The sequence below is a fragment of the Pseudonocardia asaccharolytica DSM 44247 = NBRC 16224 genome (genome assembly GCF_000423625.1).
GTDB classification, from domain to species: Bacteria; Actinomycetota; Actinomycetes; order Mycobacteriales; family Pseudonocardiaceae; genus Pseudonocardia; species Pseudonocardia asaccharolytica.
Genome location: NZ_AUII01000012.1, coordinates 38,807 through 61,936, shown reverse-complemented (window position 1 = coordinate 61,936; position 23,130 = coordinate 38,807). Strand labels below are relative to the sequence as shown.

Here is a 23,130-nt window from a genome sequence, read left to right as displayed (position 1 = left end):
AAGCGTCACCCCCTCGACGGCAGCACCGCAGCCACGATCTCCTCGTGCACCTGTAGTTGTTGACGCCGCAACGCCCGATCCGCCGCGGTCTTCGGCCGGCGCGCAGGTGTGAACTTCGGCCGCGGTTTCCCCTTCGGGGTGTTCACCGCCACGATCGCGTGCTGCACGAGGTTGAACCCGTCGGCCAGGTCGGCGCGCAGCTCATCCAGTGCCGACCACGACTCCAGCGCCGGTCCCCGCCGACCCGAACCCCGACCGGCGGCGGGGGCGCGCGCGTCATGCAGCTCGTCGTCGTCGGCCACCGCCAGCTGATAGCGCGAGTGCTGGGGCAGCTTCTCGATCAGCCGCAGCAGCTGCGGCCACGGCCGGACCCCCCGGAAGTAGTCGAGGAGGTCCCAGCCGCGTTCGAACAGGTCGTACTCGATGGCCTCGCCGAACCGGCCGATCAGTTCTACGAGGCCCTTCCACCCCCCGGTGGGGGCTGGTCCAACCCGAAGTGCTTGGCGATGTCACGGGCGAGCTTGTTCAGCACCCCGGAGTGCCGGTGCCGCACCAACTCCCAGACCGCCCCGAACTGGTCACCGCAGATCAGCTCCAGGACGCGGCGGCCGGTCGTGGCCTCGTCGAGCAGCACCACCGTCTCACCGTCCGGCGGCTCGATGACGATCCGCTCGTCGCCGGCCTTGAGCACGAAGTCGGTCGGGCGGGCCTCGGCGAGGTAGGAGTCGAAGTCGTATTCCCTGGCCATCAGCCCTGCTTCCCGGACGCGTCCGCGTCGGCCGGCTTCCGCCGCACCACCGCCGGCTGCGGCGCGAGCTCGTTCTTCACCCGGTAGCCCAGCCCGTACCGGTACTGGTTGATCGCCGCCGGAGAGGTCACGGTGACCTCGTCCCCGCCCGGCCCGACCAGCGTCACCGGCCTGTTGTTGTCTGCCACTTGTCGTCTCCTCACGTCGCGGTCGGTCACGGGGTGAAGCCCATCTTCGTCAGCAGCGCCTTCCAGCCCGGGCCACCGAAGAAGAACCGCACCGACGTTCCCAACGCCTGGTCCGGGGTCGCGGTCAACGTCATCGGGTAGGCGTACTCCGACTCCTCCGACCCGGTCTGCTCCCCGGTCTCGGACACCATCGCCCGCGGGTAGAGCGCCCCCATGTAGATCGTCTGGGGGCCCACCCCGTCCCGGCCGATGAAGAACGCCCGGTAGTAGCGGGTCGCCTGCTGCAGCGGCTTGGCGAACGTCACCTCACCCGAGTCGGTGTCCGGGGTGACCGCGGACAGGTCCACGTTGTGGAACATCTCCAGGACGGTCTTCTTGGTCTCCTGCGCGGTGAAACCCACGGTGCTCGTGTTGGTGAGGATGTCGCGTCGGGTGGGGTCGGCGTACCCGTGCGAGGTCGTCTCGGAGACGTCCCATTCGTTACCCCACGAGTAGCCGTCGTCCTTCGTCACCAGGCCGAGGTCCACGTAGGCCGGGGGTCCGACCGGCAGCGCGGCCAGCTCGATCGTCTCCGGCGGCCCGGCGGTGTAGGTGGTGAGCGTCGTCGGCACAGCCGCCGTCTCCGGCGCCACGAACATGGACGCGGCGACCCACTTACGGATCAACTCGTTCTGCTTCTGCTGGATGTCCTCGAGCAGCGGCACAGCAGGTTCCTCCCTCTCCCAGGGCGTTGGTGAACAGCCCCAACAGGGGCGGCTTGAAATCGGATTGCGGTCAGACCGACCAGGGACGGCGGAACGACACCCAGAACTCGGAGATCACGATCCGCAGGTCCGGGTTCCGCTGCCCGAGCTCCCGCCCGGCGATGATCGTCGCCGTGGAGTCGATCAACACGTTGGTGACGTAGTCACCGGTCACGGCGGTCCCCCCGGCCGCCAGCACCACCTGCGCGACCCGGGCGCTCAGCTCCCACGCCGCCCGCCGGTCGGCCCCGTAGCAGGTGATCTGCATGCGGGCCCGGTCGGTCACCCCGTCGTCCCGGCCGCCGGTGCGCATCACCTGCACGCACGGCGCGGCCAGATCGGTATCGGTGTGCGTGACCGTGGTGCCGTCCCCGGCGATCGGTTCGAGCAGGTCGAGCAGCAGCAGCTCGGCATCGGGAAACGGCGGCAGGGTCACGTCGACTCCGCCGCCCGCGACAGCACATGCTGGCCGCGGCGCCCGGTGCGCTTGGTGCCGAACTCGAGCGCCGCCGAATGCGCGGCGGTGGCCTCCACCGCTGCGCCGACCCGGTCCCGGCCGGCACGTGGCTGGGTGCGGATCCCGGCCCGGTAGTCACCGGAGTCGACCGGGGCGATCCGCCGCGCGGCGGCGGCGATGTCGGCGGCCAGCTCCATCGTCGCGGTCTGCAGCGCCTCCGAGCGGCGCAGGTAGGCGCCCATGCTCCGGACGTTCGCCCGGTACTCGACGGCCACAGCTCTCACCCCTCGACGCGTTGCAGTTCGACCTGGTCGCCCGGGTGCCAGCCGGTGAACGGGGACTGCCACAGCGCGGGGTGGCCGACGACGGACCACACGGTGCCGTCGGGGAGCCGGACCCGATGGTTGGGGGTCAGCCCGGACCCGGGTGGGACGTAGAGGTTCAGCCCGGTGCTCACGGTGCCGCGGCGACCGGTGTCGAGCTCGGTGCTGCCGACCTCGGACACTGATCGGGGGGAGATCACGCAGCCTGGGAGGTCCCGTTCGCCGGAGCGGACGAAGTCCCCGGTCCGGTCACGCATTTCCACCCACACCGTGACGGTCTGGGTGTACCGGAACATGGTCACGGCAGCGGCAGCGTGGTCTCGGCCGGCCACCGCCGCGGGGTCCGGCCGAGCACGGCCAGCCCGTTGTCGGCGTCCGACAGTGACACCGTGGCCGCGCCGACACGCAGCCCGAGCAGCCGACGCTCCCGGCGTGACACCGTGAGCAGCCCGGACGCCACCTGCCGGTCCGCGGTGACCGAGAACGGGCCGACCGACTGCTGGCGGAACCCGGACGGGTTGCGCAGTACCCGCAGCACCATCTCGCACACCGCGCGCCGCACCCGCTCGGCGGTTGTCTTCCCGGCCGCGATCCGGGCGGCGATGTCCCCGGCGGCCAGGGCGAGTTCGACCTCGGCCTCGTCGAGCAGCACCTGGACCCGGTACTGCTCGGTCGGCGGGATCGGCCGGTCGAGGCGGAGCGCGACGTCCTCGATCTGCGCGTAGCTCGACATCAGCCCCACCTCCCCTCGTCTGGGTCAGGTGCGGGTCGTGGCCCGCGCCGGTTTGGGCTTGTCCCCCGCCTTGGTGGGGGCAGCGGGCTCCTCGCGGGGGTGCGTGTAGGCGGCGTTCGGGGTGTTGTCCGGGACCGTCCCCACGTAGCCGTGGACCGCCCCGTCGGCGGGCGGCACCACCCGCGTGGCCCCGTGGTCCTGCGTCGTGTCGGCCATCTCAGCTGCTCCTGGTTCGCCGGGTGATCGGCGTCGTGGGGTCGGTGATCCGGTCCGGGGCACTCGCCCCGGCCCCGCCGGCGATGGAGTAGGTGCCCGCTTCGGCGGCGGACTCGGGGGCCCACCCGCGGAACCCGTACACCGCCGGTGCTCCCGCGCCGAGCATCACGGTCACGGTCCCGGATGCCGTCGCGGTGGTGGAAAGCGTGGCCGCGGTGGCGCTCTGCACCGACGCCACGGTCGTACCGTCCGGGATGCCGGCACCGGTGACCGCGCGGCCGACATCCCCGGCCTGGAAGCTCCCCGCCGGTGCGGTGACCGTATCCGTGTCGGCGGTCGTGACGACCCCCGCCACGGATCGGGCCTCGGGGCCCCGCCCGGCGACTGCGACGGCGACCATCAGTACGCCATCACAGCGGCCGGGTAGCGCTGCGCCTCGCTCGGCTGATCGTTGTTGATGGTGTTCGCGACCTGCCAGCCGACCCTGAACTTCAACCGGACCGCGATCATGTCCTGCTGCGGCAGGTTGAAGATGATCGCACCGGTGTTGTCGGTGATCACCGCCTGGTCGAGGATCTTCATCGTGATGTCCTGGCGGACCCCGACGACGAACTGGCCGGCGAAGTCCCCGGCGATGATGCGGGTGTTCTCACCCGCCGCGCCGCCGTCGGGCCACAGCCCCCGCAGCGGGTAGATGATCGGTGAGCCGTCGAGGCTTCGCAGGTCCGGTCCGATGCGGCCCGGGTCGAGCCGGTCGCCCTGGGTGTTGCGGGCCGCGCGGAACTTCCGGCGCGCCGACACGGCGGCCGCGAACCCGGACACGTCGTGGCCGTCCTCCTCGACGGTGGCGATCAGATTGTCCAGGTCTCCCATGTAGCCGCCCTCGGCGGCCGAGGCGGTGCCCTCGGTGACGACATTGCCGGCCGCGACGGCCGCTGCCCGGAGGTTCGTCGGCCACGACGAGGGGGCGTTGACCCCGAAGAACACGGCGTTGTCGAGGCAACGCGCGAACGCCTCCCGCAGGTACGGCTCGGCGTCGTCCCACACGTTGGCGTCCATGTCCTCGATCACGTTCTCCGGGATCGGCATGATCGTGGCGATCTCCTCGACGTTGAGGAACTTGTTCGCCCACGCCGTCTCGGTGGTCTGCTTGAGCCCGGTGTCGCCGTCGACGAAGTAGGCGACGGGCAGGGCCGACAGCACGGGGAAGCGCAGCTGCTTGCGCGACACCGGGACACGGCGGAACAGGCTCAGCACGGCCGAGTCCTCGACCGCCTTGCCGAGCATGACCTTGGACACTTCCTCGGGGACGAGCGCCTCCGCATCGGTGCGGGACACGACGTTGTCGAACGGCACGATTACCTCCGTTTACTCGCGCAGCGGACGTACGTGCCGCTGGCTTGATCAGCTGGTCTTGATCCCGGCAGCGCGCCGGATCAGGTTGTTCATGTCCGCCGGGGCCTCACCGCCCCTGCGCCCCTGATCGGGGTCGGGCACGGCCTGGCCGGTGAGCTTCGTCAGCGAGTCCGCGAACTTGGCGATGGCCTTGTCGTCCGGCTCGCCGTCGCGCAGCAGCGCCGCGGCGTCGACGAGATCGAGCAGCCCGGCGGCGGCGTCACCGCGGATCCCGGCCTCGGCGAGCTTCGTGCGCACCTGCGCCTTCGCGAGCCGGCCGTTGCGCACCAGGTCCTGCTCGTCCCGCTCGGCCAGCTGGGCCCGCAGCTCCTCGAGCTGCTGCTCGACGGTCTTGGCCTTGGACGCGGCATCGGCGTTGGCCTTGGCGTTGCCCTCGTGCTTACGCGCGAGGCTCTTCCACTTCTCCACCTCCCGCTCGGCCGCCGCGACCTTGGCCTGCCAGTCCGGCTCGCCGCCCGTGTCGGGCTTGCCCGGCGCTGCCCCGCCGTTGGGCGGGGTGGTCCCGCCGCCATCGCCGGCGGGCGGGGTGGGGGTGGTGTTGTCGTCGCTCATGTTCGCTCCCATGTCGGGATGTGACCGCGCCCGTGTCGGGCGCGGAGACTCAGGTCGGCAGCTGGGCCGCCGTGGTGAACCGGTCGAGGGGGCGCACCAACAGCGGGCCGAGCTCGCCGTGCTCACGGGTCATCGACACGACGAGCTTGCGGTAGTCGGGGGCGCGGGCGCCCCGGTCGGCCTGTCCGGTGAGCTCCTCCACCGCGCCGTGCACCCGCTCCAGCAGCTCGGGCTCGATCACGTGCTCCTGGCCGCCGTACAGCGCCGCGACCGTGCAGTCGCAGCCGGGGTGGATCGGGTTGAGGTCAGCGAGGGTGTACCGCTGGGTGGACGCGACCACGCACAACGCGCAGTTCCCCGGGCCAACCAGCACCCGCCGCCACCCCGTCGGGCGCGCACGTCCGGGCAGGGACCGCATGGCCGAACGGGCCGCGCGGGCGTAGGTCTGCTGCAGGTCCATCTCGGTGATCTCTTGGAGCCGGGTCGCGCCCCGCTCGACCGCGGTGGGCAGGTCCAGGCCGCGGCCGAGGCCGGTGTAGACGGTCGTGAACGGCCGCCGGTACACCTCCGCGGGTGTGACCCCGGCCCGCAGGCCGGTGACGTCCTCGGCCGGGATCGGCGGCGGCGCGACGGGCACGCCGACCGCTTCGCTGGCCTGGACCGCGGTGAAGTACGCGACCAGCCCGGCGAGGGTGTGCTGAGCGCCCTCGACGAGCGGGACGGCCTGTGCGACGAATCGGGCGGCGTCCTCGTCGCGCCACGACCCCAACCCGAGGAACAGGGCGACCAGAGCGTCAATCAGCCGTTCGGACAGCGCCCGTCGCCGCTGCGCGAATCCCTCCGACACCATCGTCACTCAGCGTCCGACCGCACCGTCACGGGGACCAGCCCGGTGTGCTCGATCGGGTCGAGCCCAAGCGCGCGCAGAGACGCTTCCGGGGCGAACCCGGCGCGGATCAGAGCGCCAGCAGCGGTGACACGTTTGGCAATGTCGTCTGCGGAAGACCCGGATGCTTCGGTCTGTGGTTCCGCCTGCGGGGTGGCGAACCCGGCGCGCAGGGCGTCCGCGGCGAGCTCGGCCCGCAACTGCTGCACCCGCTGCGGCGACCACCCGATCTCCTCGGCCACCATCGTGATCGGGAACTTCGCCCCCACCAGCTTCACCGCGTAGTCAGCGACCTGCGCCGGGTTCAGGTTTTCCGGGCGGGCCCACACGATCTCGCTGTTGGACAGGTCCCGGTCCAGGCCGGCCACGTCCGCCATCAGCTGCATGACCTCTTCGAGGTCCTCCCCCCACTGGGCGTGCCGCTGGCGGACCTTCGCCTGGTGGCCGGCGGCGAGGGCGGCGACCGCGTCCGCGCCGATGTTCACCAGATCGCCCGGCAGGTAATAGACCGGGGTGATCGTAATCGCGGCGAACGCCCGCATGTCCGCCTCGGCGCCGCGCAGGATCCCCGACGTCTCGGTCTGCGCGAAGTCGAACAGCTTCGGCTCCGGGTCACCCGGCTCCGGTGGTGGCACCGTCCACACCGCGTCCGCGCCCGGGTTGAACGGCGGCACCGGCAGACCCGTCACCGGGTCCTCTTCCGGGTCGAAGTTCAACAACCCACGCTGCCGGAACGCCCCGTACCGTTCGGCGGTCAACCGGTTGAGCACCGTCAGGTTCAGCCGGTCCTGCACGTCCATGCCGGCGGCGAACTCGGCGGCCGGCTCCTCCCCCTCATCCCCATTCAGGAACGGGACGACCGGCACCTCCGCCAGCGACCGGGCCGGCTCCGCGGTGGCCTCCCACCGATCCGGGGTGAACCGCAGCGGCCCGCCCACCTCGGCGGTCTTGTACTGCGCCTTCGTGCGGTAGCGGTAGCGCCACCCCGGCAGGTAGACGGTCGCGAACCAGCGGCGGGCAAGCGGGTCGTGCCACAGCCGCAGCGCCGCTAACCGGCGCCGCGCGTCCGCCGGATCGGTCTCCACGATCACGTTCTCGGGGCCCTCGATCGTCACCAGCGGCCGCCGCCGGTCCCGCCGATCCACCCCGACCACCACGTAGGCCGCGGACCGCGAGTACGCCTTCCGCCAGATCCCGAACTGCCGCCCATCCAGCCGGGCCTGCTGCCACAGCCGCCACACCGCATCATCCGAGCTGTCGACGTCGCGATACCCGGTGACCTGGGTGAGGTGCACCATCGACTCGGCACACAGTCGACACAGGTTCGTCCGGGCCAGCTTCTGGAACCGGATGAACGCGTCCTTGTGCTGCCCCGGGCCGACCGGCAGATCGTGGTCGCCCTCGTAGTAACGGCGCCACACCTCGACCTTCTCGCGGCGGGCCAGCAGCTTCGGGCCCAGCGTCCCCAGCCACTCGACGGGGGACAGGTCGGTGGACTCGGCCAACGCTCACCCCCTGCTCAGAATCCGTGGGCTCGGCGTTTCCTCGCCGGCCGGTCCAACCCCAACGCCACCGCGTCCGCGCGTGCCTCGTAAGCGAGCACCGCCGCCATCGCCGCGTCGATCTTGCGGGGCGAGCTGGGGGTCTCCTTCGCGATCGTCAGCCCGGACCGCCCGATCCGCCGGCGCGCGTTCAACACGTGCCGAGTCAGGACACTGCCGCCGTCGTGGGTCAACTCCTTGCCCAGCACGGCCTCGTGGAACCGCTCGAGCGCCTTGACCATGACCGCCGGTCGGTTCGTCCACCACTCCAGCGGCCGCGCCTGAGTCGCCTTCACCCGCATCCGCGACCCGTACAGCTTGTTCCACCGGTCCAGGTAGTCCTGCCAGTGCGCCGGGTCCGCATAGAACCCGACCACCTTGAACCGGTCGAACGCCACTCCGACCGCGGCGTCGACCTCCTCGCGGTCAACCTGCCAATCCTCGGGGGCGTCCTCGGGGCACTCCCAGCACGCCACCCGATCCCCGACTGTGAACAGCTCGATATGCCCGTCGGTGACCCGGCATACCGCCAGCGCGGTCGAGTCCGAGCGCACCGAGCCGTCGAACCCGAGCGTCACCACGTCCCCGTCGGCCAACGCCCGCTCGGGGTCGGCGCACGCCGCCCACTCCCCCGAGTCCAGCCACGCGTCCGCCGCCGAGGTGCGCGCGTTGAGGAAGAACCGCCGCGAATCGGTCGGGTCCTTCCGAGGGTCGTAGAACTCGTCGACGATCCCGTCGAGGTCGTTCCAGTCGATCGCCTCGCCGTAGGCGTCGACGATCGCGGCGCGCAGCGCCGCTTCGTCCCGCAGGTCCTCGCACTCGCCCCACCGGTGGTCATACAGCAGCCGCTGCCGTCGTACCCGCTTCTCCCCGATCGCCTCGGCGAGCTCGTAGGTCGCCTCGGCCACCGACTGCGCACCTGGCGCGAACATCGTCGTGGTCTCCAGGTACCACGTGCCGGCGCCCCGTTTCCGCTTCCGCAGGTTCCGGGTCACTGTCGCGTACATGCGCCGCAGCTCGGGCTGGTCATACAGGTGGGTCTCGTCGAAGACGCCGAAGGTCTCCTTACCGCCGTCCTTCGACGCCGCCGCCGACGTCGACGGGGTGATCTCCCCACCGCCGGGCAGGAACACCCGCGTCAGCCCGGCGTCGATGCCCGGGACGTGCGCCAGCGGCGCGTCGTCGTCGGTCAGGTTGTAGTAGATCGAGTCGTAGACGTTGCCGGTCTGGCCTTCCTCGGTGGCCATGATCCGGACATAGGGCGCGGTGATCGGGCGGCCCAGCGGCTCGCCCGGCTCGTACTCGTAGACGAACCCGAGGCCCCACGGGTCCTCGTAAACCTCGCCGCCCTCAGCCCACCCGGCCCACCGGCACGGCCCGAGCGCCTCGAACAGCCCCAGCCGCGAACCCATCCCGGACTTGTCGGCCCCCTTCGGGCGAGACAAGAACGCCGAGTCGTACAGCAGCCGCCCAGTCGGCGACAGCGCGTAGCAGTCCGCGACGAACCCGGAGAACTCGTCCCCGTGCCGCACCGGCTGCCCCTGCACATCACCGGGACCGTGGACGACGAAGAACTCCATCCACGCCAGCGCCAGCCAACCCAGCGACCGGGCCCGGTCGTGCTCGGGGGCGCGCACCAACGTGCGCGGCACCCGGCTATCCGCTCAAACGGGCCCGGCGCGACCGAATATCCGTCACCGAACCGTCACCCCCGGCCGGCGGTCGGGCCGTGGGCGGCTTCGAGCCTGGTGTCTCCACCGTCATCCGCAGCCGCATCCGGTCCTCCGGGGTGGCCCCGAACTTCGCCGCCCGCAACCGCAGCTCCGCCGCGAACTCCCACCGCGCCTTCGCCCACATCGTGTGGTGCATCAACGCCGTGTCGAGCAGGAAATCCCAGTCCGTGGCGGTGAACTCGCGCGCCTGCGCCGACTTTCGCCATGTCGACCACCACTCCTGCGTCCGCGGATGCCACTCCTCCCCGTCGGGAAGCACATCGCCGGGCAGCCGTGGGCCGCGGGTCCGGTTGTCTGCCTGCAAGGTCCGCTGCGGCACCGGGTCGGCGTTGCGCCGCCGCTTCCGCGCCGCCGGAGGCGGTCCAACTCCTGCCATCGTCCATCACTCCCATGTCGGGATCCGCTCGACCCCGTGTCGGGGAGGAGCTAGGCGTGCGAAGAGGAGGTCAGCACCGTGGCCAGCGCCGGCGACAGGTCACCGAGCGTCGACCCCGCACCCGGGAACCGCACGCCGGTGACCGTGATGTAGCGGCCCGACCCGTACAGCTCGACCGGCTGCCCCCGAAACGTCGTGCACCGGCCCGCGGCGAGCTCGCCGCGGCCCCAGACGTGCAGACCCCGCCCGGACGGGCTGATCTCCACGTAGGTGCGGCCGGCCAGCTCGAGCAGCAGTTGGGTGGCCGCGTTCGGGACCCCGTCGGCCAGGCAGCCATCGAGGTCCAAGCAGACGATGCCGTCGCCGTTGAGCACGAACCCGAGCCCGACCCCGGCCGTCGACCGGCGGGCCGCCTGGTAGGTCGCCCACGTCTCCGGGTCGGTCGACGAGGCGATCCGGCCGTCGACGGTCTGCGGGCGTTTCCGCCCGGTCCAGCGCACCCAGCGCGGACGGCGCCGCAGCTCACCCGGCACCCCGGCACGATGTGCGGCGGTGCGGCACCGCGACGAGCAGAACCGGGCCCGGCTGTGCGCCAACACCGGAAGCTCCGCCCCACACCAGACGCAAGGACGCGACCTCATACCCATAGTGTAACGGTCACAGGCCATCTACCTGCACAAACACAAGGTCACGATCCGGTGACCGGCTCAGCGGGTCCGTGCCGTCCGGGGGTCCGCCTCAGGCCCGGCCGACCCCAAACGAGCACCAGCACCACGATCAGACCCGCCCAGACGTCCCCCGGCGGGGGTTCGGCCAGACCCGTACACGCCGTGAGCGCCAGCACCTCCCGTCAGGGAGGGGTGGCGGGGTGGGGGGCACCCCCCACCCCCTGTTGATCAAGGAAGCCGGGGTGGGGGCGGGTCGGTCGTCGCTCGCGGTGTCGCCACCGTTCGGCGTTGCCCTCCGCGGAGGTCTTGATGGCGTGGTGGGGGCGGCAGAGCGCGCGCAGGTTGTTCGGGTCGTCGCCGCCGTGCCGGTCGATGTGGTCGACCTGGTCGGCCGGGGCACCGCATGGCCCGTGGTCGGTCGGCCAGGTGCATCGGTGGCTGTCCCGGTCGAGGATGAACCGCCGTAAGCGTTTCCAGGCGGCGCTGTTTCGTCCGGACGCGCGTCCTTCCCACTGTCCGCTCATCGCCGTTTCTCGTTCTGTCTGCTCGTGTGGTTCGCGCGCTGTCGTGTTCGTCGTCGTCCTGCTGTTCGCGTTGCGCGCTGGTCAGCAGTCGTCGTTATCGAAGGTGTTCTGGTCGAGGATGAGTTGCGCGGCGGAGAGCAGCCCGCGTTGCGGGATTCAGCTCGTCGATGAGGGTTCGCCGATCACGAGTGATTCGTGTCGGGTGTCGTCGGCAGCGAGGTCGACGACCTTGCCGATGACGATGGCTTCGGCGCGTTGCTGCCCGTCGTCGAGGTGGATGGTGACGCCGAGGGCGTCGAGTAGCGGGGCGGCCGGTGGGTGGGCATGCGGGCCGCCTGGCGACGTATGGGTCTGTGGTGGGCCGGGAGGTACCAGTGGGGTGTGGGATGTCCTCTGGTGTCGCGCGGGGGCTGTGGGCACGATGTCCGGGATGGGTGGCGTGGCCGGATAGGAGGGGGCTGTTGTGGGGTTGTGGAGGAAGGTCGGGGACGGGGTGCGGTGGGCGTGGGACCGCCAGCTGGAGACGATCAAGCAGAACGTGGATCAGGCGAAGGCGAGCGCTCGGGCGGAGGCGGACGCCGGGTTCGCGGAACGCGCTGGGTACGGGTGCGCCGGGGTGGTCTTGGACGGCGACGAGGTGGTGTGGAACGGGGAGCGGCGGCCGGTGGCCGGGGTGTCGGCGGTGGTGGACACGGCCGGGAACATTAACCGTCGGGTGACCGCGACCCGTCTGGTGGCGGTGGGGGTGTTCGCGCTGGCGCTGAAGAAGAAGCAGGACGACCGGGAGGTGTTCCTGTTGGTGGATGGCCCGGAGTTTCAGTGGGTGGTGGATGTGCCGCCGGCGAAGCTGGCGGCGGCGCGGTCGTTCGCGGCGCGGTTGACGACGGCCGGGCGACGGGCCGCCGGATAGCGGCGCCCTATTCGGCGGTCGCGGTTACGTGTAGGTAGAGCCACCGGTCGAGGAGCAGGTCGATGTCGTGGCGTAGCCGGGCGGCGATGTTGGGGGCGTTCCGGGCGCGGGTGAGGCGGTCGCGGTTGGCGAGGATGTGGCGTTCGACGGCCTCGCGGTTGGGGCAGTGGTAGTTGGCTTCGAGTCCGGCGAGCCGGGCGGGGTCCTGGTCGGCGGGGGTGTTCATCGGCTGTGCCCCCCGGTCGCGGTGGTGTCGGGGGCGGGTGGGGGTGGCTGGGCTAGGACGTGGTCGACGAGCCGGGTGGTGAGTCCGGTGCGGTCGAGGAGGTAGCCGAATTCGGCCCAGGCGAGCAGTTCGTGGGCGATGAGTTCGCCGACGGGGCCGGGGTAGGTCTGCTTGGCGTGGTGGGCGGCGTCGCGGATGCGGAGGAGCTGGTGGGGGTCGAGCTTGGTCGGCCGGTGGATGGGTGGGGTGTTGCTGGTGTAGATGGGCGCTGGCGTGGTGGGTGTGGTCGACGTGGCAGCGCCGAGGACGGGTCCGAGCATGGTCACCCCCATAATCCTTGACGTTGTATCGTGTTTCCTGCACCAGCTGCACAGCGAGCACCCGGAGTTTCCGGCGCCGTATGCCCGGCTCGGGTCGGGCCCGATCTGGACTCGGCCGGTGATCGAGCACTTCGCGTCAGTCTGGGTGCGCAAGCCGGGACGGCCGGCGAAAGCAAGTTAGGCGGAGAGGTCAGCCCGCAGCCCGGGTCCCCACATCGGGTGGGTTCCGGGATTCGGGCACACCCCGCCCACTGGCATCAGTATGCACGTGCACGCCGCTCGGCGTCCACGCGGCGCGCCTCCCCGACCCGCACCCGGATCTTCCCGCCCTCCGGGTAGGACGGCAGCATGCCGTCGGACACCCAGTTGTAGACGAGGCGGACCGAGCAGCCGACGATGTCCGCGGCGTCCGCGACGGACACGAAGTCCTCGTCGTCGGCGAGCGCCACGGCCGGCCGCAGCCACGTCTCCCCCACCGCGATCGCGGCCTGCTCGATCGCCGCGGCGGCGTCGGGGTCGACCTTTGCGAGCGCGTCCCGGAAGGTGCGGGCGACCTGGCGGGCCCGGTCGGCGGCGGTGTCGCCGGGGAACGGCCACGTCCCGCTCACGCCGCGGCCTTCCGGGCGGCGGCCTGCTCAACCGCCAGCGTGGCCTGCACGAGCCAGTCGTAGTGCCGCTCGTCGATCGTCCGGCCGCGGCACCGGGTCGATTCGCAGTGGACGTGGGCGGCGCCGTTGTCGCGGACCAGGGTGCGCTGCCAGCACCAGGGGCAGCGGGCCGGGAGCCGGTGCACGAGCCGGGTGCGGCCGAGGCGCTGATAGACGCGGTGGTGCAGCTGCGACAGGCGCAGGGCGCCGTCGACGCCGTCGCGGACGACGGTGGCGCGGATCGGCTCATACGGCCACCAGTCGTCGCGTTCGAGGATCTGCCAGGCACCGGGCCCGGGGTCGGATTCGTGCTCGACCGCCCACGCCGGCTGCCCATCCTTGGTCCACGCCGGGTGCTCCTGGGCGGGCAGCGTGACGAGGGTGGCGACGGTCTTGGTGAGTAGGTCGACGCAGCGCTGCACGCGGGGCCCGAGGCGCATCGCGCGCAGCTGGCGGCTGGTGGGCCAGTCGATACCGAGGGATTCGGCGACGGGTTCGGCCCAGGCCTGGGTTTCGTGGTCGATCTCGGCTCGGAGCGCGTCGAGGCCGAGCCGCAGCGGGGTCGGGGGTTCGCGGGTGGCCGAGACCTTGTCGCCGCTGACGGTGCCGTCGCGGGCGATGCGCATGGTGAGCTCGGCGACGTCGCCTTTGAGGTGGGCGATGTCGTAGCCGATGGCGCGGACGCAGCCGGGGCACAGCCCGTACTCGGTCACGATCTGGGCGCCGGCCCAGGTGACGGTGTCCGCGGGCTCGGCGTGGTGGTGGCCGCAGCCGCCGTCGGCGTCGCAGGGGTGGTGCGGGCCGCGGCCGTGACAGGAGCAGCCGCAATTTTCCCAGCCGGTGGTGCGGGTGACGGTCTTCTCGCGGTCGACGCAGCGGGCGCCGCTGCGGCAGCGGTGCTCGATCACCGCTGCCCTCTCTTTTCTGCCCACACCAGCAGTGCATTCCCACGAGCGCTCAGCTGGTGTTCGAAGCTGACCGACAGCACTAGCTCCTTCGAGCAAAGAGCTCGAATAGTCGCGATGTAGTTGGTCCCCCTTGGGGTCCTGCCTCGCGCTAGATCCTCCAGAGCTACGCGTTGGGGCTCACTCAGCCCCTTCCACACGCGCTCCGCGTAGCCGCCCCCCGGAAGCGGTGTCGGATCGATCGGTCTACGTCGAGTCCGCCCGGGGTCCTTGCGGTCCTTCCACTGGCGTATATAGGCCCGCTTCGCCGCTCGGCATGCCTCGCAGGATCCCTCGGGGCGCTTGTAGCAACGGTTATATGCGGCCGGAGTCCCGTGTTTGACCATCAGAGGATCACCCGGGCGATGGTGCGGTTGTCGGCGGCGTGACGGCGCAGCTGCCAGCGCGTGACCCACCGCCACCACGGCAGCATGTTGGCGATCTGCTCGTACTGCCAGGCGTCACGCACCAGTTGTGAGTCGTAGACGCGGTTGCGGGCCCACCCGGACAGCGGCCCGTCGGTGAGGTGGCGGGTGGTCCAGGCCCAGCCGGCGCCGCAGGTGGGGCAGCACCAGACGCGGCGGCCGGGGGTGTGCCGGGGCGGGGCGCAGCGGTGATGTTGTGTGGTGGCTACTGCTGCTGTGTTGACCACACGGCAGATAGTAGCTAGCCGGGGGTCTTTCCGCTGGTGACCGGCCCTACCCCCACGAACTTTCCATATGTGGAAAGCATGCGGTATCTTTCCATGCGTGGAAAGCCGTACCGCTAGCCTTTCCGGCTGTGACAACCCCCGAGGAGACGCGTGCGTTGATGAACCTGGCCGATCTCCTCAGCAAGGACCTGTCACAGGTCGAGACCGAGGAACTGGTGGCCGGGATCCGGGACGCCGAGCTGACCGGCAGCCAGGCCCCGACCTGGAGCGCCGAGCTGATCCGCGAGCTGCGCTGCCGCGGGGTGTCCTGGCCGCAGATGGCCGCGATGGCCGAGCTGCCGCAGACCACGCTCTGGCGGCGCGTCAACACGAAGCTCTAGCCCGCCCGGGCGCTCCTGTCCGGCGCGCTACTGCGCGCACGGCGATCCTCCTCGGCGTCGCCGGCTCCCTGGCCGGGAACGTGACCTGGGCGCTGCCCCGGTCCGGGGTGCTCGTCGGCGTCGGCGTGTTCATGTCGTTGGTGCTGCCCGTCGCGGTCCGGCTGTGGCGGGCGTCGGATGGTGTGACCGGTTGGGCCCGGGTCGAACGGGCCGCCGTGATGTCGTTCATCTGCGGCGGCGCCGCGCTCTACACCCTCGTGCACGTGACGTTGCTGCTGCACGAGGAGGGGCTGCCCTGGCTGATCGCGTGGGTGCCCGGCGCGGTAATGGAGGCGCTGGTCGTGATGGCGGCGCGCGCCGCCGCGCCCGCGGCGAAGCCTGTCGTCCAGCGTGACGCCCAGCCCATCGAACGGGCTCTCTCCCGGGCGGCCCAGGTGGGGTGTGCCGAGGATGAGGCGCCAGCGGCGCGTGACACCGCTCCGACCGAGCCCGCTGCCCCGGCCGTGACCTCACCAGCTGCTGAGCCGGCAGCGCCCTCGGTGGCGGACGTCGTCGAGGAGACCCCCGAGGCACGGCGGCGCCGGTTGGCCCGCGAACGCCAGCAGCGCGCCCGCGCCCGCAAACGCGCCCAGAACACCCAGATGCCCGCCACCGCGGCGGCGTGACCCGAGGAGAGGACGAACCGTGACCGACACGACGACCCACCGCGACGGCGCCGAGGCGCTGCTCGCGGTGCTGCTGGTGACCGCCCCGCTGGCCGCCGGGCTCACCGCGTACCTGCTGGTCGGCTGGTGGGCGGGCGTGGCCGCGCTCACCGCCACCGGGGTGGCGGCCGGGTGGGTGTGTCACCGTCACACCCCCGCCGGTGGGGGTGACCGGTGACCGCGGCGACGGCGCGGGCGGTGTGGCCGGCCGCCGTGACCGGGGCGGCGGCTGTGACGTTCTGGGTGGTCGCGCTCGCCACCGGCCCGTGGTGGGGGTGGCTGCTGCCGGTCGTGGCCGCCGCGGTGGCTGCGGCGTGGGGGTGGCTGGGCGGGCTGGTCGCCGACCAGCGCGCCGAGATGCGACAGCTGCGCTGCCCCCCGCAGGAGTGCCGCTGCCTCCGCCACACCGCCATACCGACGCGGACGAGGGAGGTGGCCTGATGGCCGCGGAGATGCTGGAGATGCGGTTCAAGCGGGACGGCTACACCCGCGAGGAGTGGTCGGGGTTCGTCGACCCCACCGACGGGGCGGCGCTGCGGGAGATCCTCGTGGCCGCGGTGCGCCGGGAGGGCTGGCCCGACCCGGAGCGGATCCTCCCCCACTGCGTGCTGATCTGGCGGCGCCAGCGCGGCGGCGGGGGTTGGACGCGGTTCACGGCGGCCCGGTGATGGCCGGCCGCCGCTGGGACCGCAGCACCGCCCGCGCCGCCCGCCGACGTGCCCGCTACCTGGATCTGATCACCGCGGCGCACGTGCCGTCGCGGCGGATCGCGTATGCCGCCGACTACGTGCGGGCGCTGATCGCGGGAGCGGACCCGCAGGTCGCCGCGGCGGTGGGTGAGCAGGTCGTGGAGTACCTGCTGACGACCGCGGAGACGTTGGAACCGACCAAGGGAGGCAGGCGGTGACGCATGTGTCGCTGCGTGAGGGGACAGGGGACAGGCCAGACGACGGGTCAGGCCCGGGGGCTCGCGCCAACGCGCGGCCGACGCGCGCGCGCACGCGAGGCCCGATCGTAGCCCACGCCGCCGCGGTCACGGAGCGTGTCCGGCAGGCGAGATCGCGGCGGCGGGCCGCCATGACCGCGGCCGAGCAGGCCGCGCCGGCGGTGGAGTCGCGCACGCTGTGGCGTGATGGGCCCGCGAGTCCGGCTGACGTCGTCGCCTACACGAGATCGGGAGCCTGGATACCGGGTGAGCAGGCCCCGATCCTCGAGTTCCTCGGGAAGGCGTACGGCTGGCTGCTGGCGCTGCCGGTGACGGTGGCTGGGGCGGCCGCGTTGTGGGTGCTGCAGCGGCCGTCGCGGCTGGGGCTGGTCGCGGTGCTCGCCCTGGTGTTGTGGGCGACGTGGTGAGGAGCGGCTGATGTTCTCTGCGGTGTCCGCCGGCGTCGGCGTCCTCGCCCTCGCCGCCGCTCTATTCCTCTTTTGGAAGAGGAGCGCGCCGAAGACGATGGCGGTGCTGTTTCTGACCGCGTCGGCCGGGGTGACCGGCGCGATCGCCGGCTGGTTGACCAATGGGGCGGCGTGGGCGACCCGCACGACCGGGTCGGCCACGGCGTACCTGTTCGGGTCGCCGGTGCCGTCGCTGCTGCTGCTGTTCGCGCTGGCGGTGTTCCTGTGGGACCTGTGGCCCAAGCACCAGGCGGGCCGGTTCACCTCGGTCGCCGCGGTGGCGATCCCCCCGCTGGCGCAGGCCGCCGCCGCGGGCGCGCTGGGCACGGCGGTGCTGTCGGCGTTGGGGTTCCTGTCCACCGCGGTCGGTAACGGACTCACCTTCATGTTCGGGGGCTGACGTGGGGATGTTGCTGCTGTTCGCGGTGGCGTACGCGATCGTCGGCGCCGTCGAGCAGGGTTGGGCGGACACCCGGGCCGGGGCCCGGGCCACCACTGTGCGGGCGCGCCGGGCCGCCGCCGCGAAAGCGGAGCAGGTGCGGCGGCGGGGGTGGCGCTCGCCGGCCCGGTGGGCGCTGGCCGGCGGGGTCGGCGCCGGGGTGGTGGCCCGCGGCACCTGGCGGATCACCCGCGGCGCCGGCCGGTCCCTCGGGGCGGGGTGGCGCCGCGGCTGGGAGAAGGGCACGGCCCGTGCCGTCGAGCGCCGTGAGCGTCGCCGCGGGGTGCGGGACGATCCGGGTGCGCCGTCGTGGCGGCACTGGATCACCGGCCGATGCCCCCGATGCGGGCACACGGCGCGGCAGACCGCGGCGGAAACCGACGGCTGTGGCTGCACCGACACGGATTGGTCGTGCCCGTGCGCGCTGCGCAACCGGCGGTGCGAAGGCGTGACAGAGGACGTGACAGCCGCGCCCGCCGGTGTGGGCGCGGACGCACCTAGACCGAGCATCACCGACCCTGGAGGAGGAATCATCGTGACCCACGTGACGACCGGCGAGGCGGCGACGATCGAGCAGACCCGTGAGGGCCTGTCGTCGATGGCCGCGGTCGCGACCCTGCATCTGGACACCGCCGCGGCCGCCCAGTCGGAGGCGGCGCAGTTGCGCACCGCGGCGGAGACGATGCAGGCGAACCTGGCCGAGGTGGACATCGACCCGCAGACGATGGCCGACATCACCGTGCTGCTGGAGGCGGCGCACACCCTGGAGGCGGCCGCGGCCGAGCTGGAGAGGGCGGCGGACGCGACCAGTGCCGCGGCGCAGCGCACTCTCGACGGGCTCAACACCCGGCACGGGCTGGTGGAGGAGGCGGTGAACGCTACCGCGCACACCGCACGCACCGACTGGTACCGGCACTGATCTAGTCATTTCCGAGGGGGCCGATCGAGCGTGGTCGGTCCCCTCCCGCGTCTCCGGGAGGTTTCGAGGTGGGGCGTCGCGCACGTCGGGAGCAGCAGCTGCGGGCGGCGGAGATCCGGGCCGCGCTGGCCGCCGAGCTAGAGCCGCCGCGGCCGCGGGCCACGCGGACGGGGCGGCGGCTGCTGTGGCGGGGCCGCCGCAGCCTGGCGCCGCTCGGCGTACTGGCCGGGTTGTGGCTGGCCGGGTGGCTGCTGTCCGGGGAGTCCCCGGTAGCGGTGGGTGTGGCTGCTGGGGTGGTGGCGGCCGGGTGGTGGGGGGTGCGGCTGCGGCACCGGCTCGACCGTGCTGTCGAGCGGATCTACGCGGGCGCGCTGCTGGGCCTCGGCGGGGTGTGGCTGGCGTGGACCGCCGCGGCCGGGGTGGACGCCACCGACCAGTGGCTGGTCCTTGCCGGGGCGGCGGCGGCCGGGCCGTGGTGGCAGCATCACTGGCCGCGGGACGGCCGCGACGTCCCGGAGCCGGAGATCCCGGCGACCGTCGGGCAGCTGTGGGAGCAGCACGTGGCCGACCAGGGCGGGCCCGTCACGGGAGCCCGGCTGTACGAGCCGGGGGTGACCGAGCACGGCCGGTCGTGGTCGGTGCAGCTGGTGCCCGGACGCCAGCCCCTGGCGCGGGTGCTCGCCCGGCTGCCGGAGATCTCCCAGGGGCTGCGGCAGCCGATCGACCGGATCGTGCTCGAGCAGCACCCGGACACCGACGATCCGTCGATCGCCCGGCTGCAGATCATCGACCGGTCCCCGATCAAGGACACGGTGTATTTCGACCGGCCGCGGGTCGTCGACGGGCGGATCCTGCTCGGCCCGTACGCCGACGGGATCGGCGAGGCCATCTGGCGGCTGTACACCACCAACAGCATGTGGGGAGGATTCGTCCTTGGTGGGTCCGGAAGCGGTAAGTCGCGGCTGATCGAGGCGATCGCTGTGGCGGCCCGGGCGATGGGCCACACGTTGGTCATCTATCTGGACGGGCAGGACGGTGCGTCGAGCCCGATCCTGGCCAAGTACGCCACCTGGTCCGGCGGGCCGGCGCAGGCGCCGATGATCCTGGGTGCGTTGGAGCGGGGCATGGCGATCCGGCAGAAGTACAACCGGGTGGGTGAGCTGGCCGGGTTCACCCCGAGCCCGGCGCTGCCGGGGGTGCTGTGCATCGTCGACGAGTGCCACCGGGCCTTCGACTCGCGGACGGCGGGGCGGTGGGCGGCGGTCGCGCGGGAGGGCCGCAAGGTCGGGGTCGCGGTCCTCGCCGCCTCGCAGCACTCCGGGCTGGACACGTTCGGGCACAGCGAGCCGCTCCGGTCGAGCCTGCTGGCCGGGAACGGGGTCGCGCTGCGCACCGCGTCGAGGATGGCCGGCCACCTCATCCCCGGTCTCGAGCTGGACCCGTACGAGTTGCCGGTGCTGCCGGGGTTCGGGTACCTGGTGGCGGCGGCCGGGTCGGGGGCGCGGACGGCGCCGTTCCGGGCGCGGTATCTGCCGGATGCGAAGGACGCCGCCGAGCACGAGTTGCCGGTGCCGACGGTGGAGGAATGGTTCACGCAGACCGCGGACGCCGAGCTGGATGAGATGACGGCGCGGGCGTTCGGCCCGGATTTCACGGCCCGGCACGAGCAGGCCGCGGCGTCGCGGGCGGCGGATCTGGCCGAGATCTCCGGCGCGCAGCCCGTCACGTCGCCGCCAGTGGAGCCTGGTGATCCGGGGACGACGCGGGAGCAGGTGGCGCAGCTGCTGGCCGACGGTCCGCGGCAGTTCAAGGTTTTGATCGAGCAGACCGGCCGATCGCGCTCGGGTGTGCGGGCGGCCCTGCAGGAGTTGCTCGAGGACCAGCGGGTACGGCGCAGTGAGCACGGTGTGTGGGAGTTGGTGGAGGCGGGAGGGTCAGCACGGGGGTGCTGACCCATGCGACACGGTATCCACTGGCACGGGCTCGCCGCCGACCACGAGCTCGGGGTGCTGCTGGCCCGGTCTCGTCGTCGGGGGGGGTGGGCGGCGCTATGCGGTGTGCCGTGGGGTGCTTTCGCCGGCCAGCGTCGGGGCACTGGCCCTGTGGCCCCATGTTGCCCCATCCGAGCAATCTCGTCTAACCCACTAGACAGCTGTTGTCTAGTGCGCTAGATTATGGGTGTCAGTGAGACAGCGACACCGAGGGAGCGCACGATGGCCGACCAGCCCGCCACCCCCGCCCAGATCGCCTACGCCACCACCCTGCGCGACCAGATCCGCGACCTCTACACCACCGCCGCCCAGGACCCCACCTGGGCCGAGGAGATCGAGCGCCGCAACCACGTCCACGCCGTCAACATCATGCGGGCCACCACCAACCGCTACGCCCAGCGCAAGATGTTGGGCTGGGAGCTTGCCCTCATGCCCGTCGAGCGGCCCACCGCCGACGCCGCCGCGGCGGTCCGCGACGCGATCAAGGTGGCCGTCGCCGCCCAGCGCGAGACGATCCGCGACACCCCCGACGAGCGTCTCGCCGCGATGACCAAGGCCGAGGCCGGGGAGTTCATCGACATCGCCAAGCGGTTCTGACCAGCTGGGGGTGGGCCCGCCGGTATCGGGCCCACCCCGCACCGCACCCCACAAACCCCCCGTGAGGAGTCTTCCGATGACCACCGCCGACCACGACTTCGCCTCGATCGACGAGCTGCTGGACTGGGCGTGCGCCGACCCGCCCCGCTCCCGGTCCTGGTGGAGTGCCCCCGCCGGGCCTGGGATCACCGCCGCGATCTCCCCCTGGGGGGAGGTGCACACCTGGGTGCCGCAGGTCAGCGCCTACAGCGTGGATCACGGACCCACCCTGAGTGTGTCCTCCGATGATCGGCGGCACAGCGTGCCCGTCGACCTGGTCGACCTGGCCGACCGGGCCGCGTTGGAGGCGCGGATCGCGGCCGCGGTCGAGCGGGTCCGCATCGAGCAGGACGCGTCCGCGCCGGAGGTGATGCGCCAGCTCGGCGAGGCCGCCCGCCGGTTCGAGCAGCTGTGCGCCGACACGCGGTCGGCGCAGGCCGAGCGGGACCGGCTGATCGTGGCCGCCCGCGCCGACGGCATCCCGGCTGCCGCCGTCGCCGAGCGGGCGAGGGTGGCCTACTCGCGGGTCTACCAGATCGCGCCCGGCGCCCGGTGACGGCTGAGGGGGTGCGCCCACCCCTTGCCATGTCCGACTTCCTGACATATAGTTGTTCTTGTGAGGTCAGGCAGCAGGCCAGACCGGAACCCGAAGGGGACGAAATGACCACCACCACCGCTCTCGCAGCCGAGATCACCGCCACCGACGACCCGGCCGTCATGCGTCGCCTCGCGACCGCTGCGCTCATCCCCCACGCCGAAGCCGCCGCCGAGCGCGCCACCCGCATCTACGGCGACGACGCGCCCACCCGCGACGAGGTGATCGCCGCCGTGATGATCGAGGCCGCCGCCTGGTGGACCGTGGAGACCAGCTACACCCACACCTCGGCCGACGAGTACCGGCAGGACGCCCACGACCTGCACGCCACCATCCTGGAGCAGATCCACACCATCGCGGCCCAGCTCGTCCCCGTGACCACCCACCGCCGTGTCTCCGCCGAGGTCATCGCCGACGTGCGCGGCCCCGGCGACGAGGACTGAAAGGACTGACATGCACCCGTACTTCACCGCCAAGGCCCGGGAGGTGCTCCGCCGCGGCGGCGGCGACCCCGACCACGCGGGGCCGCTGGCCGCCTGGGCCGAGCAGGTCCGCCCCTCGGGGGACTCCCGCCTGGGTGTGGTCGTCGCCCACGACGGGCGGATCGTGGCCCACACCCGGCACGCCCCGGCCCGGGTGAGCGCGAGCTACATCCAGGCCGTGGCCGATGACGACGGCGACCACCTCGTCGGCCGGGAGGTCGGGCTCGCCATCTCCGCGCTGAGCCGACGCCACGGCCCGTGCATCCACGTCCACTTCTCCCAGGTGTGCCAGGGCCCGGGAACGCCATGAAGACGCAGACGGACGTGATGACCGGCGCCGAGCTGCGCGTCGTCCGCGAGCACCTCGGGCTGACCACCCGCTGGCTGGCCGAGCATCTGCGGGTGCAGGAGCGCACCGTGCACCGCTGGGAGGCCGACGTGTCCCCGATCCCGGACGGGGTGCGGTGCGCGGTCGAGGACCTGGAGACACGCACCGCCGCGGTCGTGACAACGGCGATCGAGGCGTGCCTGGACGCACCCGACCCGAAGATCCTGACCTACCGCACCGACGGCGACTACCAGGCGCATCACCCGGAGCAGCCGTGGCCGGCGTCCTGGCATCGCGCCGTGGTGGCCCGGGTCGCCGGGGAGGTCCCCGGGCTGGCCATCGAGTGGTGGCGACCCGGTAGGGTCGGCCACCAGTCGTCCCCGCCCACGCGGGGGTGATCCGTGGGTGGCTGTCACACCCGTGTCGTCCCCGCCCACGCGGGGCCCGGAAACGACGACAAA

Annotated in this window: 38 protein-coding genes; 16 read left to right on the top strand and 22 right to left on the bottom strand. The window is 72.2% G+C overall.

What is annotated here, in order from left to right; all coding sequences use genetic code 11:
• Positions 1 to 5: 5 nt before the first annotated feature.
• The 17 genes from G567_RS0114680 to G567_RS0114600 all read right to left on the bottom strand — a co-directional run bounded on the left by G567_RS0114680 (position 6) and on the right by G567_RS0114600 (position 10,511).
• Complete coding sequence (locus G567_RS0114680; RefSeq protein WP_028930590.1) at positions 6 to 302, bottom strand: hypothetical protein; 297 nt, start codon at positions 300 to 302, stop codon at positions 6 to 8.
• A gap of 149 nt (positions 303 to 451) precedes the next feature.
• Entirely contained in the window at positions 452 to 748 is a 297-nt protein-coding gene (locus tag G567_RS0114675; protein WP_028930589.1) for a hypothetical protein, read from the bottom strand.
• Positions 748 to 936 (bottom strand): hypothetical protein, encoded by a 189-nt coding sequence (locus tag G567_RS0114670; protein WP_028930588.1) that lies wholly within the window; start codon positions 934 to 936, stop codon positions 748 to 750. The genes G567_RS0114675 and G567_RS0114670 overlap by 1 nt, the downstream gene beginning before the upstream one ends.
• Before the next feature lie 26 nt (positions 937 to 962).
• Positions 963 to 1,640 carry a phage tail tube protein gene (locus G567_RS28945; RefSeq protein WP_037057299.1) on the bottom strand — a complete coding sequence of 226 codons (678 nt, stop codon included), beginning with the start codon at positions 1,638 to 1,640 and terminating at the stop codon, positions 963 to 965.
• Between the two features lie 70 nt (positions 1,641 to 1,710).
• On the bottom strand, positions 1,711 to 2,115 hold the full coding sequence (locus G567_RS28940) for a phage tail termination protein (RefSeq protein WP_037057297.1): 405 nt from the start codon (positions 2,113 to 2,115) through the stop codon (positions 1,711 to 1,713).
• Positions 2,112 to 2,411 (bottom strand): HK97 gp10 family phage protein, encoded by a 300-nt coding sequence (locus G567_RS0114655; RefSeq protein WP_028930587.1) that lies wholly within the window; start codon positions 2,409 to 2,411, stop codon positions 2,112 to 2,114. The genes G567_RS28940 and G567_RS0114655 overlap by 4 nt, the downstream gene beginning before the upstream one ends.
• Positions 2,412 to 2,416: 5 nt before the next feature.
• Positions 2,417 to 2,761, bottom strand: coding sequence for a hypothetical protein (locus G567_RS0114650; RefSeq protein WP_028930586.1), 345 nt, complete (start codon positions 2,759 to 2,761; stop codon positions 2,417 to 2,419).
• Positions 2,758 to 3,192 carry a Gp19/Gp15/Gp42 family protein gene (locus G567_RS32135; RefSeq protein WP_147201161.1) on the bottom strand — a complete coding sequence of 145 codons (435 nt, stop codon included), beginning with the start codon at positions 3,190 to 3,192 and terminating at the stop codon, positions 2,758 to 2,760. The genes G567_RS0114650 and G567_RS32135 overlap by 4 nt, the downstream gene beginning before the upstream one ends.
• Before the next feature lie 24 nt (positions 3,193 to 3,216).
• Positions 3,217 to 3,408 (bottom strand): hypothetical protein, encoded by a 192-nt coding sequence (locus G567_RS0114640; protein WP_028930585.1) that lies wholly within the window; start codon positions 3,406 to 3,408, stop codon positions 3,217 to 3,219.
• Position 3,409: 1 nt separating this feature from the next.
• Positions 3,410 to 3,808 carry a hypothetical protein gene (locus tag G567_RS0114635; protein ID WP_028930584.1) on the bottom strand — a complete coding sequence of 133 codons (399 nt, stop codon included), beginning with the start codon at positions 3,806 to 3,808 and terminating at the stop codon, positions 3,410 to 3,412.
• On the bottom strand, positions 3,808 to 4,764 hold the full coding sequence (locus tag G567_RS28930; RefSeq protein ID WP_037057291.1) for a phage major capsid protein: 957 nt from the start codon (positions 4,762 to 4,764) through the stop codon (positions 3,808 to 3,810). The genes G567_RS0114635 and G567_RS28930 overlap by 1 nt, the downstream gene beginning before the upstream one ends.
• Before the next feature lie 48 nt (positions 4,765 to 4,812).
• Positions 4,813 to 5,376, bottom strand: coding sequence for a hypothetical protein (locus tag G567_RS0114625; RefSeq protein ID WP_147201160.1), 564 nt, complete (start codon positions 5,374 to 5,376; stop codon positions 4,813 to 4,815).
• Positions 5,377 to 5,425: 49 nt separating this feature from the next.
• Positions 5,426 to 6,226 (bottom strand): hypothetical protein, encoded by an 801-nt coding sequence (locus G567_RS28925; RefSeq protein WP_051233060.1) that lies wholly within the window; start codon positions 6,224 to 6,226, stop codon positions 5,426 to 5,428.
• Between the two features lie 2 nt (positions 6,227 to 6,228).
• Positions 6,229 to 7,767: a phage portal protein gene (locus tag G567_RS0114615; protein WP_028930582.1), complete on the bottom strand. Its 1,539-nt coding sequence runs from the start codon at positions 7,765 to 7,767 to the stop codon at positions 6,229 to 6,231.
• Positions 7,768 to 7,781: 14 nt separating this feature from the next.
• Positions 7,782 to 9,455: a terminase gene (locus tag G567_RS0114610; RefSeq protein ID WP_028930581.1), complete on the bottom strand. Its 1,674-nt coding sequence runs from the start codon at positions 9,453 to 9,455 to the stop codon at positions 7,782 to 7,784.
• Positions 9,456 to 9,459: 4 nt separating this feature from the next.
• Entirely contained in the window at positions 9,460 to 9,912 is a 453-nt protein-coding gene (locus G567_RS0114605) for a phage terminase small subunit (protein ID WP_028930580.1), read from the bottom strand.
• Between the two features lie 50 nt (positions 9,913 to 9,962).
• On the bottom strand, positions 9,963 to 10,511 hold the full coding sequence (locus G567_RS0114600; RefSeq protein WP_211223934.1) for a bifunctional DNA primase/polymerase: 549 nt from the start codon (positions 10,509 to 10,511) through the stop codon (positions 9,963 to 9,965).
• Between the two features lie 1,056 nt (positions 10,512 to 11,567).
• Here G567_RS0114600 and G567_RS32130 point away from each other — a divergent pair.
• Positions 11,568 to 12,014, top strand: a complete 447-nt coding sequence (locus G567_RS32130; RefSeq protein ID WP_147201159.1) for a hypothetical protein — start codon at positions 11,568 to 11,570, stop codon at positions 12,012 to 12,014.
• Between the two features lie 7 nt (positions 12,015 to 12,021).
• Here the strand turns inward: G567_RS32130 and G567_RS0114580 are convergent, their stop codons facing one another.
• From G567_RS0114580 to G567_RS34255, 5 genes are all read right to left on the bottom strand, one after another.
• Positions 12,022 to 12,240 carry a hypothetical protein gene (locus tag G567_RS0114580; RefSeq protein ID WP_028930578.1) on the bottom strand — a complete coding sequence of 73 codons (219 nt, stop codon included), beginning with the start codon at positions 12,238 to 12,240 and terminating at the stop codon, positions 12,022 to 12,024.
• The gene (locus G567_RS28910; RefSeq protein ID WP_245585654.1) at positions 12,237 to 12,566 is read right to left on the bottom strand and encodes a hypothetical protein; all 330 of its coding nucleotides are present in this window, start codon (positions 12,564 to 12,566) and stop codon (positions 12,237 to 12,239) included. The genes G567_RS0114580 and G567_RS28910 overlap by 4 nt, the downstream gene beginning before the upstream one ends.
• Before the next feature lie 251 nt (positions 12,567 to 12,817).
• A complete protein-coding gene (locus G567_RS0114570; protein WP_028930577.1) occupies positions 12,818 to 13,168 on the bottom strand; it encodes a helix-turn-helix domain-containing protein in 351 nt (116 codons plus the stop codon).
• Positions 13,165 to 14,139, bottom strand: coding sequence for a hypothetical protein (locus G567_RS0114565; protein WP_147201158.1), 975 nt, complete (start codon positions 14,137 to 14,139; stop codon positions 13,165 to 13,167). The genes G567_RS0114570 and G567_RS0114565 overlap by 4 nt, the downstream gene beginning before the upstream one ends.
• A gap of 358 nt (positions 14,140 to 14,497) precedes the next feature.
• Positions 14,498 to 14,803, bottom strand: coding sequence for a hypothetical protein (locus tag G567_RS34255; protein WP_028930575.1), 306 nt, complete (start codon positions 14,801 to 14,803; stop codon positions 14,498 to 14,500).
• Positions 14,804 to 14,931: 128 nt separating this feature from the next.
• On the opposite strand from G567_RS34255, the gene G567_RS0114555 reads away from it, so the two are divergent.
• The 15 genes from G567_RS0114555 to G567_RS28900 all read left to right on the top strand — a co-directional run bounded on the left by G567_RS0114555 (position 14,932) and on the right by G567_RS28900 (position 23,067).
• Complete coding sequence (locus G567_RS0114555; protein WP_147201157.1) at positions 14,932 to 15,183, top strand: hypothetical protein; 252 nt, start codon at positions 14,932 to 14,934, stop codon at positions 15,181 to 15,183.
• An 80-nt stretch (positions 15,184 to 15,263) separates the two neighbouring features.
• Entirely contained in the window at positions 15,264 to 15,848 is a 585-nt protein-coding gene (locus G567_RS0114550) for a hypothetical protein (RefSeq protein WP_028930573.1), read from the top strand.
• Positions 15,849 to 15,867: 19 nt separating this feature from the next.
• On the top strand, positions 15,868 to 16,065 hold the full coding sequence (locus G567_RS0114545; RefSeq protein ID WP_028930572.1) for a hypothetical protein: 198 nt from the start codon (positions 15,868 to 15,870) through the stop codon (positions 16,063 to 16,065).
• Positions 16,062 to 16,328 carry a hypothetical protein gene (locus G567_RS0114540; RefSeq protein WP_028930571.1) on the top strand — a complete coding sequence of 89 codons (267 nt, stop codon included), beginning with the start codon at positions 16,062 to 16,064 and terminating at the stop codon, positions 16,326 to 16,328. The genes G567_RS0114545 and G567_RS0114540 overlap by 4 nt, the downstream gene beginning before the upstream one ends.
• Positions 16,328 to 16,555, top strand: coding sequence for a hypothetical protein (locus G567_RS0114535; RefSeq protein ID WP_028930570.1), 228 nt, complete (start codon positions 16,328 to 16,330; stop codon positions 16,553 to 16,555). The genes G567_RS0114540 and G567_RS0114535 overlap by 1 nt, the downstream gene beginning before the upstream one ends.
• Complete coding sequence (locus tag G567_RS0114530) at positions 16,552 to 16,794, top strand: hypothetical protein (protein WP_211223933.1); 243 nt, start codon at positions 16,552 to 16,554, stop codon at positions 16,792 to 16,794. Before G567_RS0114535 ends, G567_RS0114530 begins: the two co-directional genes overlap by 4 nt.
• A gap of 170 nt (positions 16,795 to 16,964) precedes the next feature.
• The gene (locus G567_RS0114525; protein ID WP_028930568.1) at positions 16,965 to 17,240 is read left to right on the top strand and encodes a hypothetical protein; all 276 of its coding nucleotides are present in this window, start codon (positions 16,965 to 16,967) and stop codon (positions 17,238 to 17,240) included.
• 97 nt (positions 17,241 to 17,337) lie between these two features.
• Positions 17,338 to 17,679 carry a hypothetical protein gene (locus G567_RS0114520; protein WP_028930567.1) on the top strand — a complete coding sequence of 114 codons (342 nt, stop codon included), beginning with the start codon at positions 17,338 to 17,340 and terminating at the stop codon, positions 17,677 to 17,679.
• A gap of 7 nt (positions 17,680 to 17,686) precedes the next feature.
• Positions 17,687 to 18,637, top strand: coding sequence for a hypothetical protein (locus tag G567_RS0114515; RefSeq protein WP_028930566.1), 951 nt, complete (start codon positions 17,687 to 17,689; stop codon positions 18,635 to 18,637).
• Between the two features lie 68 nt (positions 18,638 to 18,705).
• Positions 18,706 to 20,589 (top strand): type IV secretory system conjugative DNA transfer family protein, encoded by a 1,884-nt coding sequence (locus G567_RS0114510; RefSeq protein WP_028930565.1) that lies wholly within the window; start codon positions 18,706 to 18,708, stop codon positions 20,587 to 20,589.
• A gap of 261 nt (positions 20,590 to 20,850) precedes the next feature.
• On the top strand, positions 20,851 to 21,225 hold the full coding sequence (locus G567_RS0114505) for a hypothetical protein (protein WP_028930564.1): 375 nt from the start codon (positions 20,851 to 20,853) through the stop codon (positions 21,223 to 21,225).
• Positions 21,226 to 21,301: 76 nt separating this feature from the next.
• On the top strand, positions 21,302 to 21,820 hold the full coding sequence (locus G567_RS28905) for a hypothetical protein (protein WP_037057285.1): 519 nt from the start codon (positions 21,302 to 21,304) through the stop codon (positions 21,818 to 21,820).
• Between the two features lie 104 nt (positions 21,821 to 21,924).
• Complete coding sequence (locus G567_RS0114495) at positions 21,925 to 22,302, top strand: hypothetical protein (RefSeq protein ID WP_028930563.1); 378 nt, start codon at positions 21,925 to 21,927, stop codon at positions 22,300 to 22,302.
• Positions 22,303 to 22,312: 10 nt separating this feature from the next.
• Positions 22,313 to 22,651 carry a hypothetical protein gene (locus tag G567_RS0114490; protein ID WP_028930562.1) on the top strand — a complete coding sequence of 113 codons (339 nt, stop codon included), beginning with the start codon at positions 22,313 to 22,315 and terminating at the stop codon, positions 22,649 to 22,651.
• Positions 22,648 to 23,067: a helix-turn-helix domain-containing protein gene (locus G567_RS28900; RefSeq protein ID WP_051233055.1), complete on the top strand. Its 420-nt coding sequence runs from the start codon at positions 22,648 to 22,650 to the stop codon at positions 23,065 to 23,067. Before G567_RS0114490 ends, G567_RS28900 begins: the two co-directional genes overlap by 4 nt.
• Positions 23,068 to 23,130: the final 63 nt, after the last annotated feature.

Bases quoted from the DNA above. Each gene is read 5' to 3' on its own strand.
- G567_RS0114675 (WP_028930589.1), bottom strand. From the start codon at position 748: ATGGCCAGGGAATACGACTTCGACTCCTACCTCGCCGAGGCCCGCCCG.
- G567_RS32135 (WP_147201161.1), bottom strand. From the start codon at position 3,192: ATGTCGAGCTACGCGCAGATCGAGGACGTCGCGCTCCGCCTCGACCGG.
- G567_RS0114640 (WP_028930585.1), bottom strand. From the start codon at position 3,408: ATGGCCGACACGACGCAGGACCACGGGGCCACGCGGGTGGTGCCGCCC.
- G567_RS0114635 (WP_028930584.1), bottom strand. From the start codon at position 3,808: ATGGTCGCCGTCGCAGTCGCCGGGCGGGGCCCCGAGGCCCGATCCGTG.
- G567_RS0114625 (WP_147201160.1), bottom strand. From the start codon at position 5,376: ATGAGCGACGACAACACCACCCCCACCCCGCCCGCCGGCGATGGCGGC.
- G567_RS28925 (WP_051233060.1), bottom strand. From the start codon at position 6,226: ATGGTGTCGGAGGGATTCGCGCAGCGGCGACGGGCGCTGTCCGAACGG.
- G567_RS0114605 (WP_028930580.1), bottom strand. From the start codon at position 9,912: ATGGCAGGAGTTGGACCGCCTCCGGCGGCGCGGAAGCGGCGGCGCAAC.
- G567_RS0114580 (WP_028930578.1), bottom strand. From the start codon at position 12,240: ATGAACACCCCCGCCGACCAGGACCCCGCCCGGCTCGCCGGACTCGAA.
- G567_RS0114535 (WP_028930570.1), top strand. From the start codon at position 16,328: ATGGCCGCGGAGATGCTGGAGATGCGGTTCAAGCGGGACGGCTACACC.
- G567_RS0114525 (WP_028930568.1), top strand. From the start codon at position 16,965: ATGACCGCGGCCGAGCAGGCCGCGCCGGCGGTGGAGTCGCGCACGCTG.
- G567_RS0114520 (WP_028930567.1), top strand. From the start codon at position 17,338: ATGGCGGTGCTGTTTCTGACCGCGTCGGCCGGGGTGACCGGCGCGATC.
- G567_RS0114515 (WP_028930566.1), top strand. From the start codon at position 17,687: ATGTTGCTGCTGTTCGCGGTGGCGTACGCGATCGTCGGCGCCGTCGAG.
- G567_RS0114505 (WP_028930564.1), top strand. From the start codon at position 20,851: ATGGCCGACCAGCCCGCCACCCCCGCCCAGATCGCCTACGCCACCACC.
- G567_RS28905 (WP_037057285.1), top strand. From the start codon at position 21,302: ATGACCACCGCCGACCACGACTTCGCCTCGATCGACGAGCTGCTGGAC.
- G567_RS0114495 (WP_028930563.1), top strand. From the start codon at position 21,925: ATGACCACCACCACCGCTCTCGCAGCCGAGATCACCGCCACCGACGAC.
- G567_RS0114490 (WP_028930562.1), top strand. From the start codon at position 22,313: ATGCACCCGTACTTCACCGCCAAGGCCCGGGAGGTGCTCCGCCGCGGC.
- G567_RS28900 (WP_051233055.1), top strand. From the start codon at position 22,648: ATGAAGACGCAGACGGACGTGATGACCGGCGCCGAGCTGCGCGTCGTC.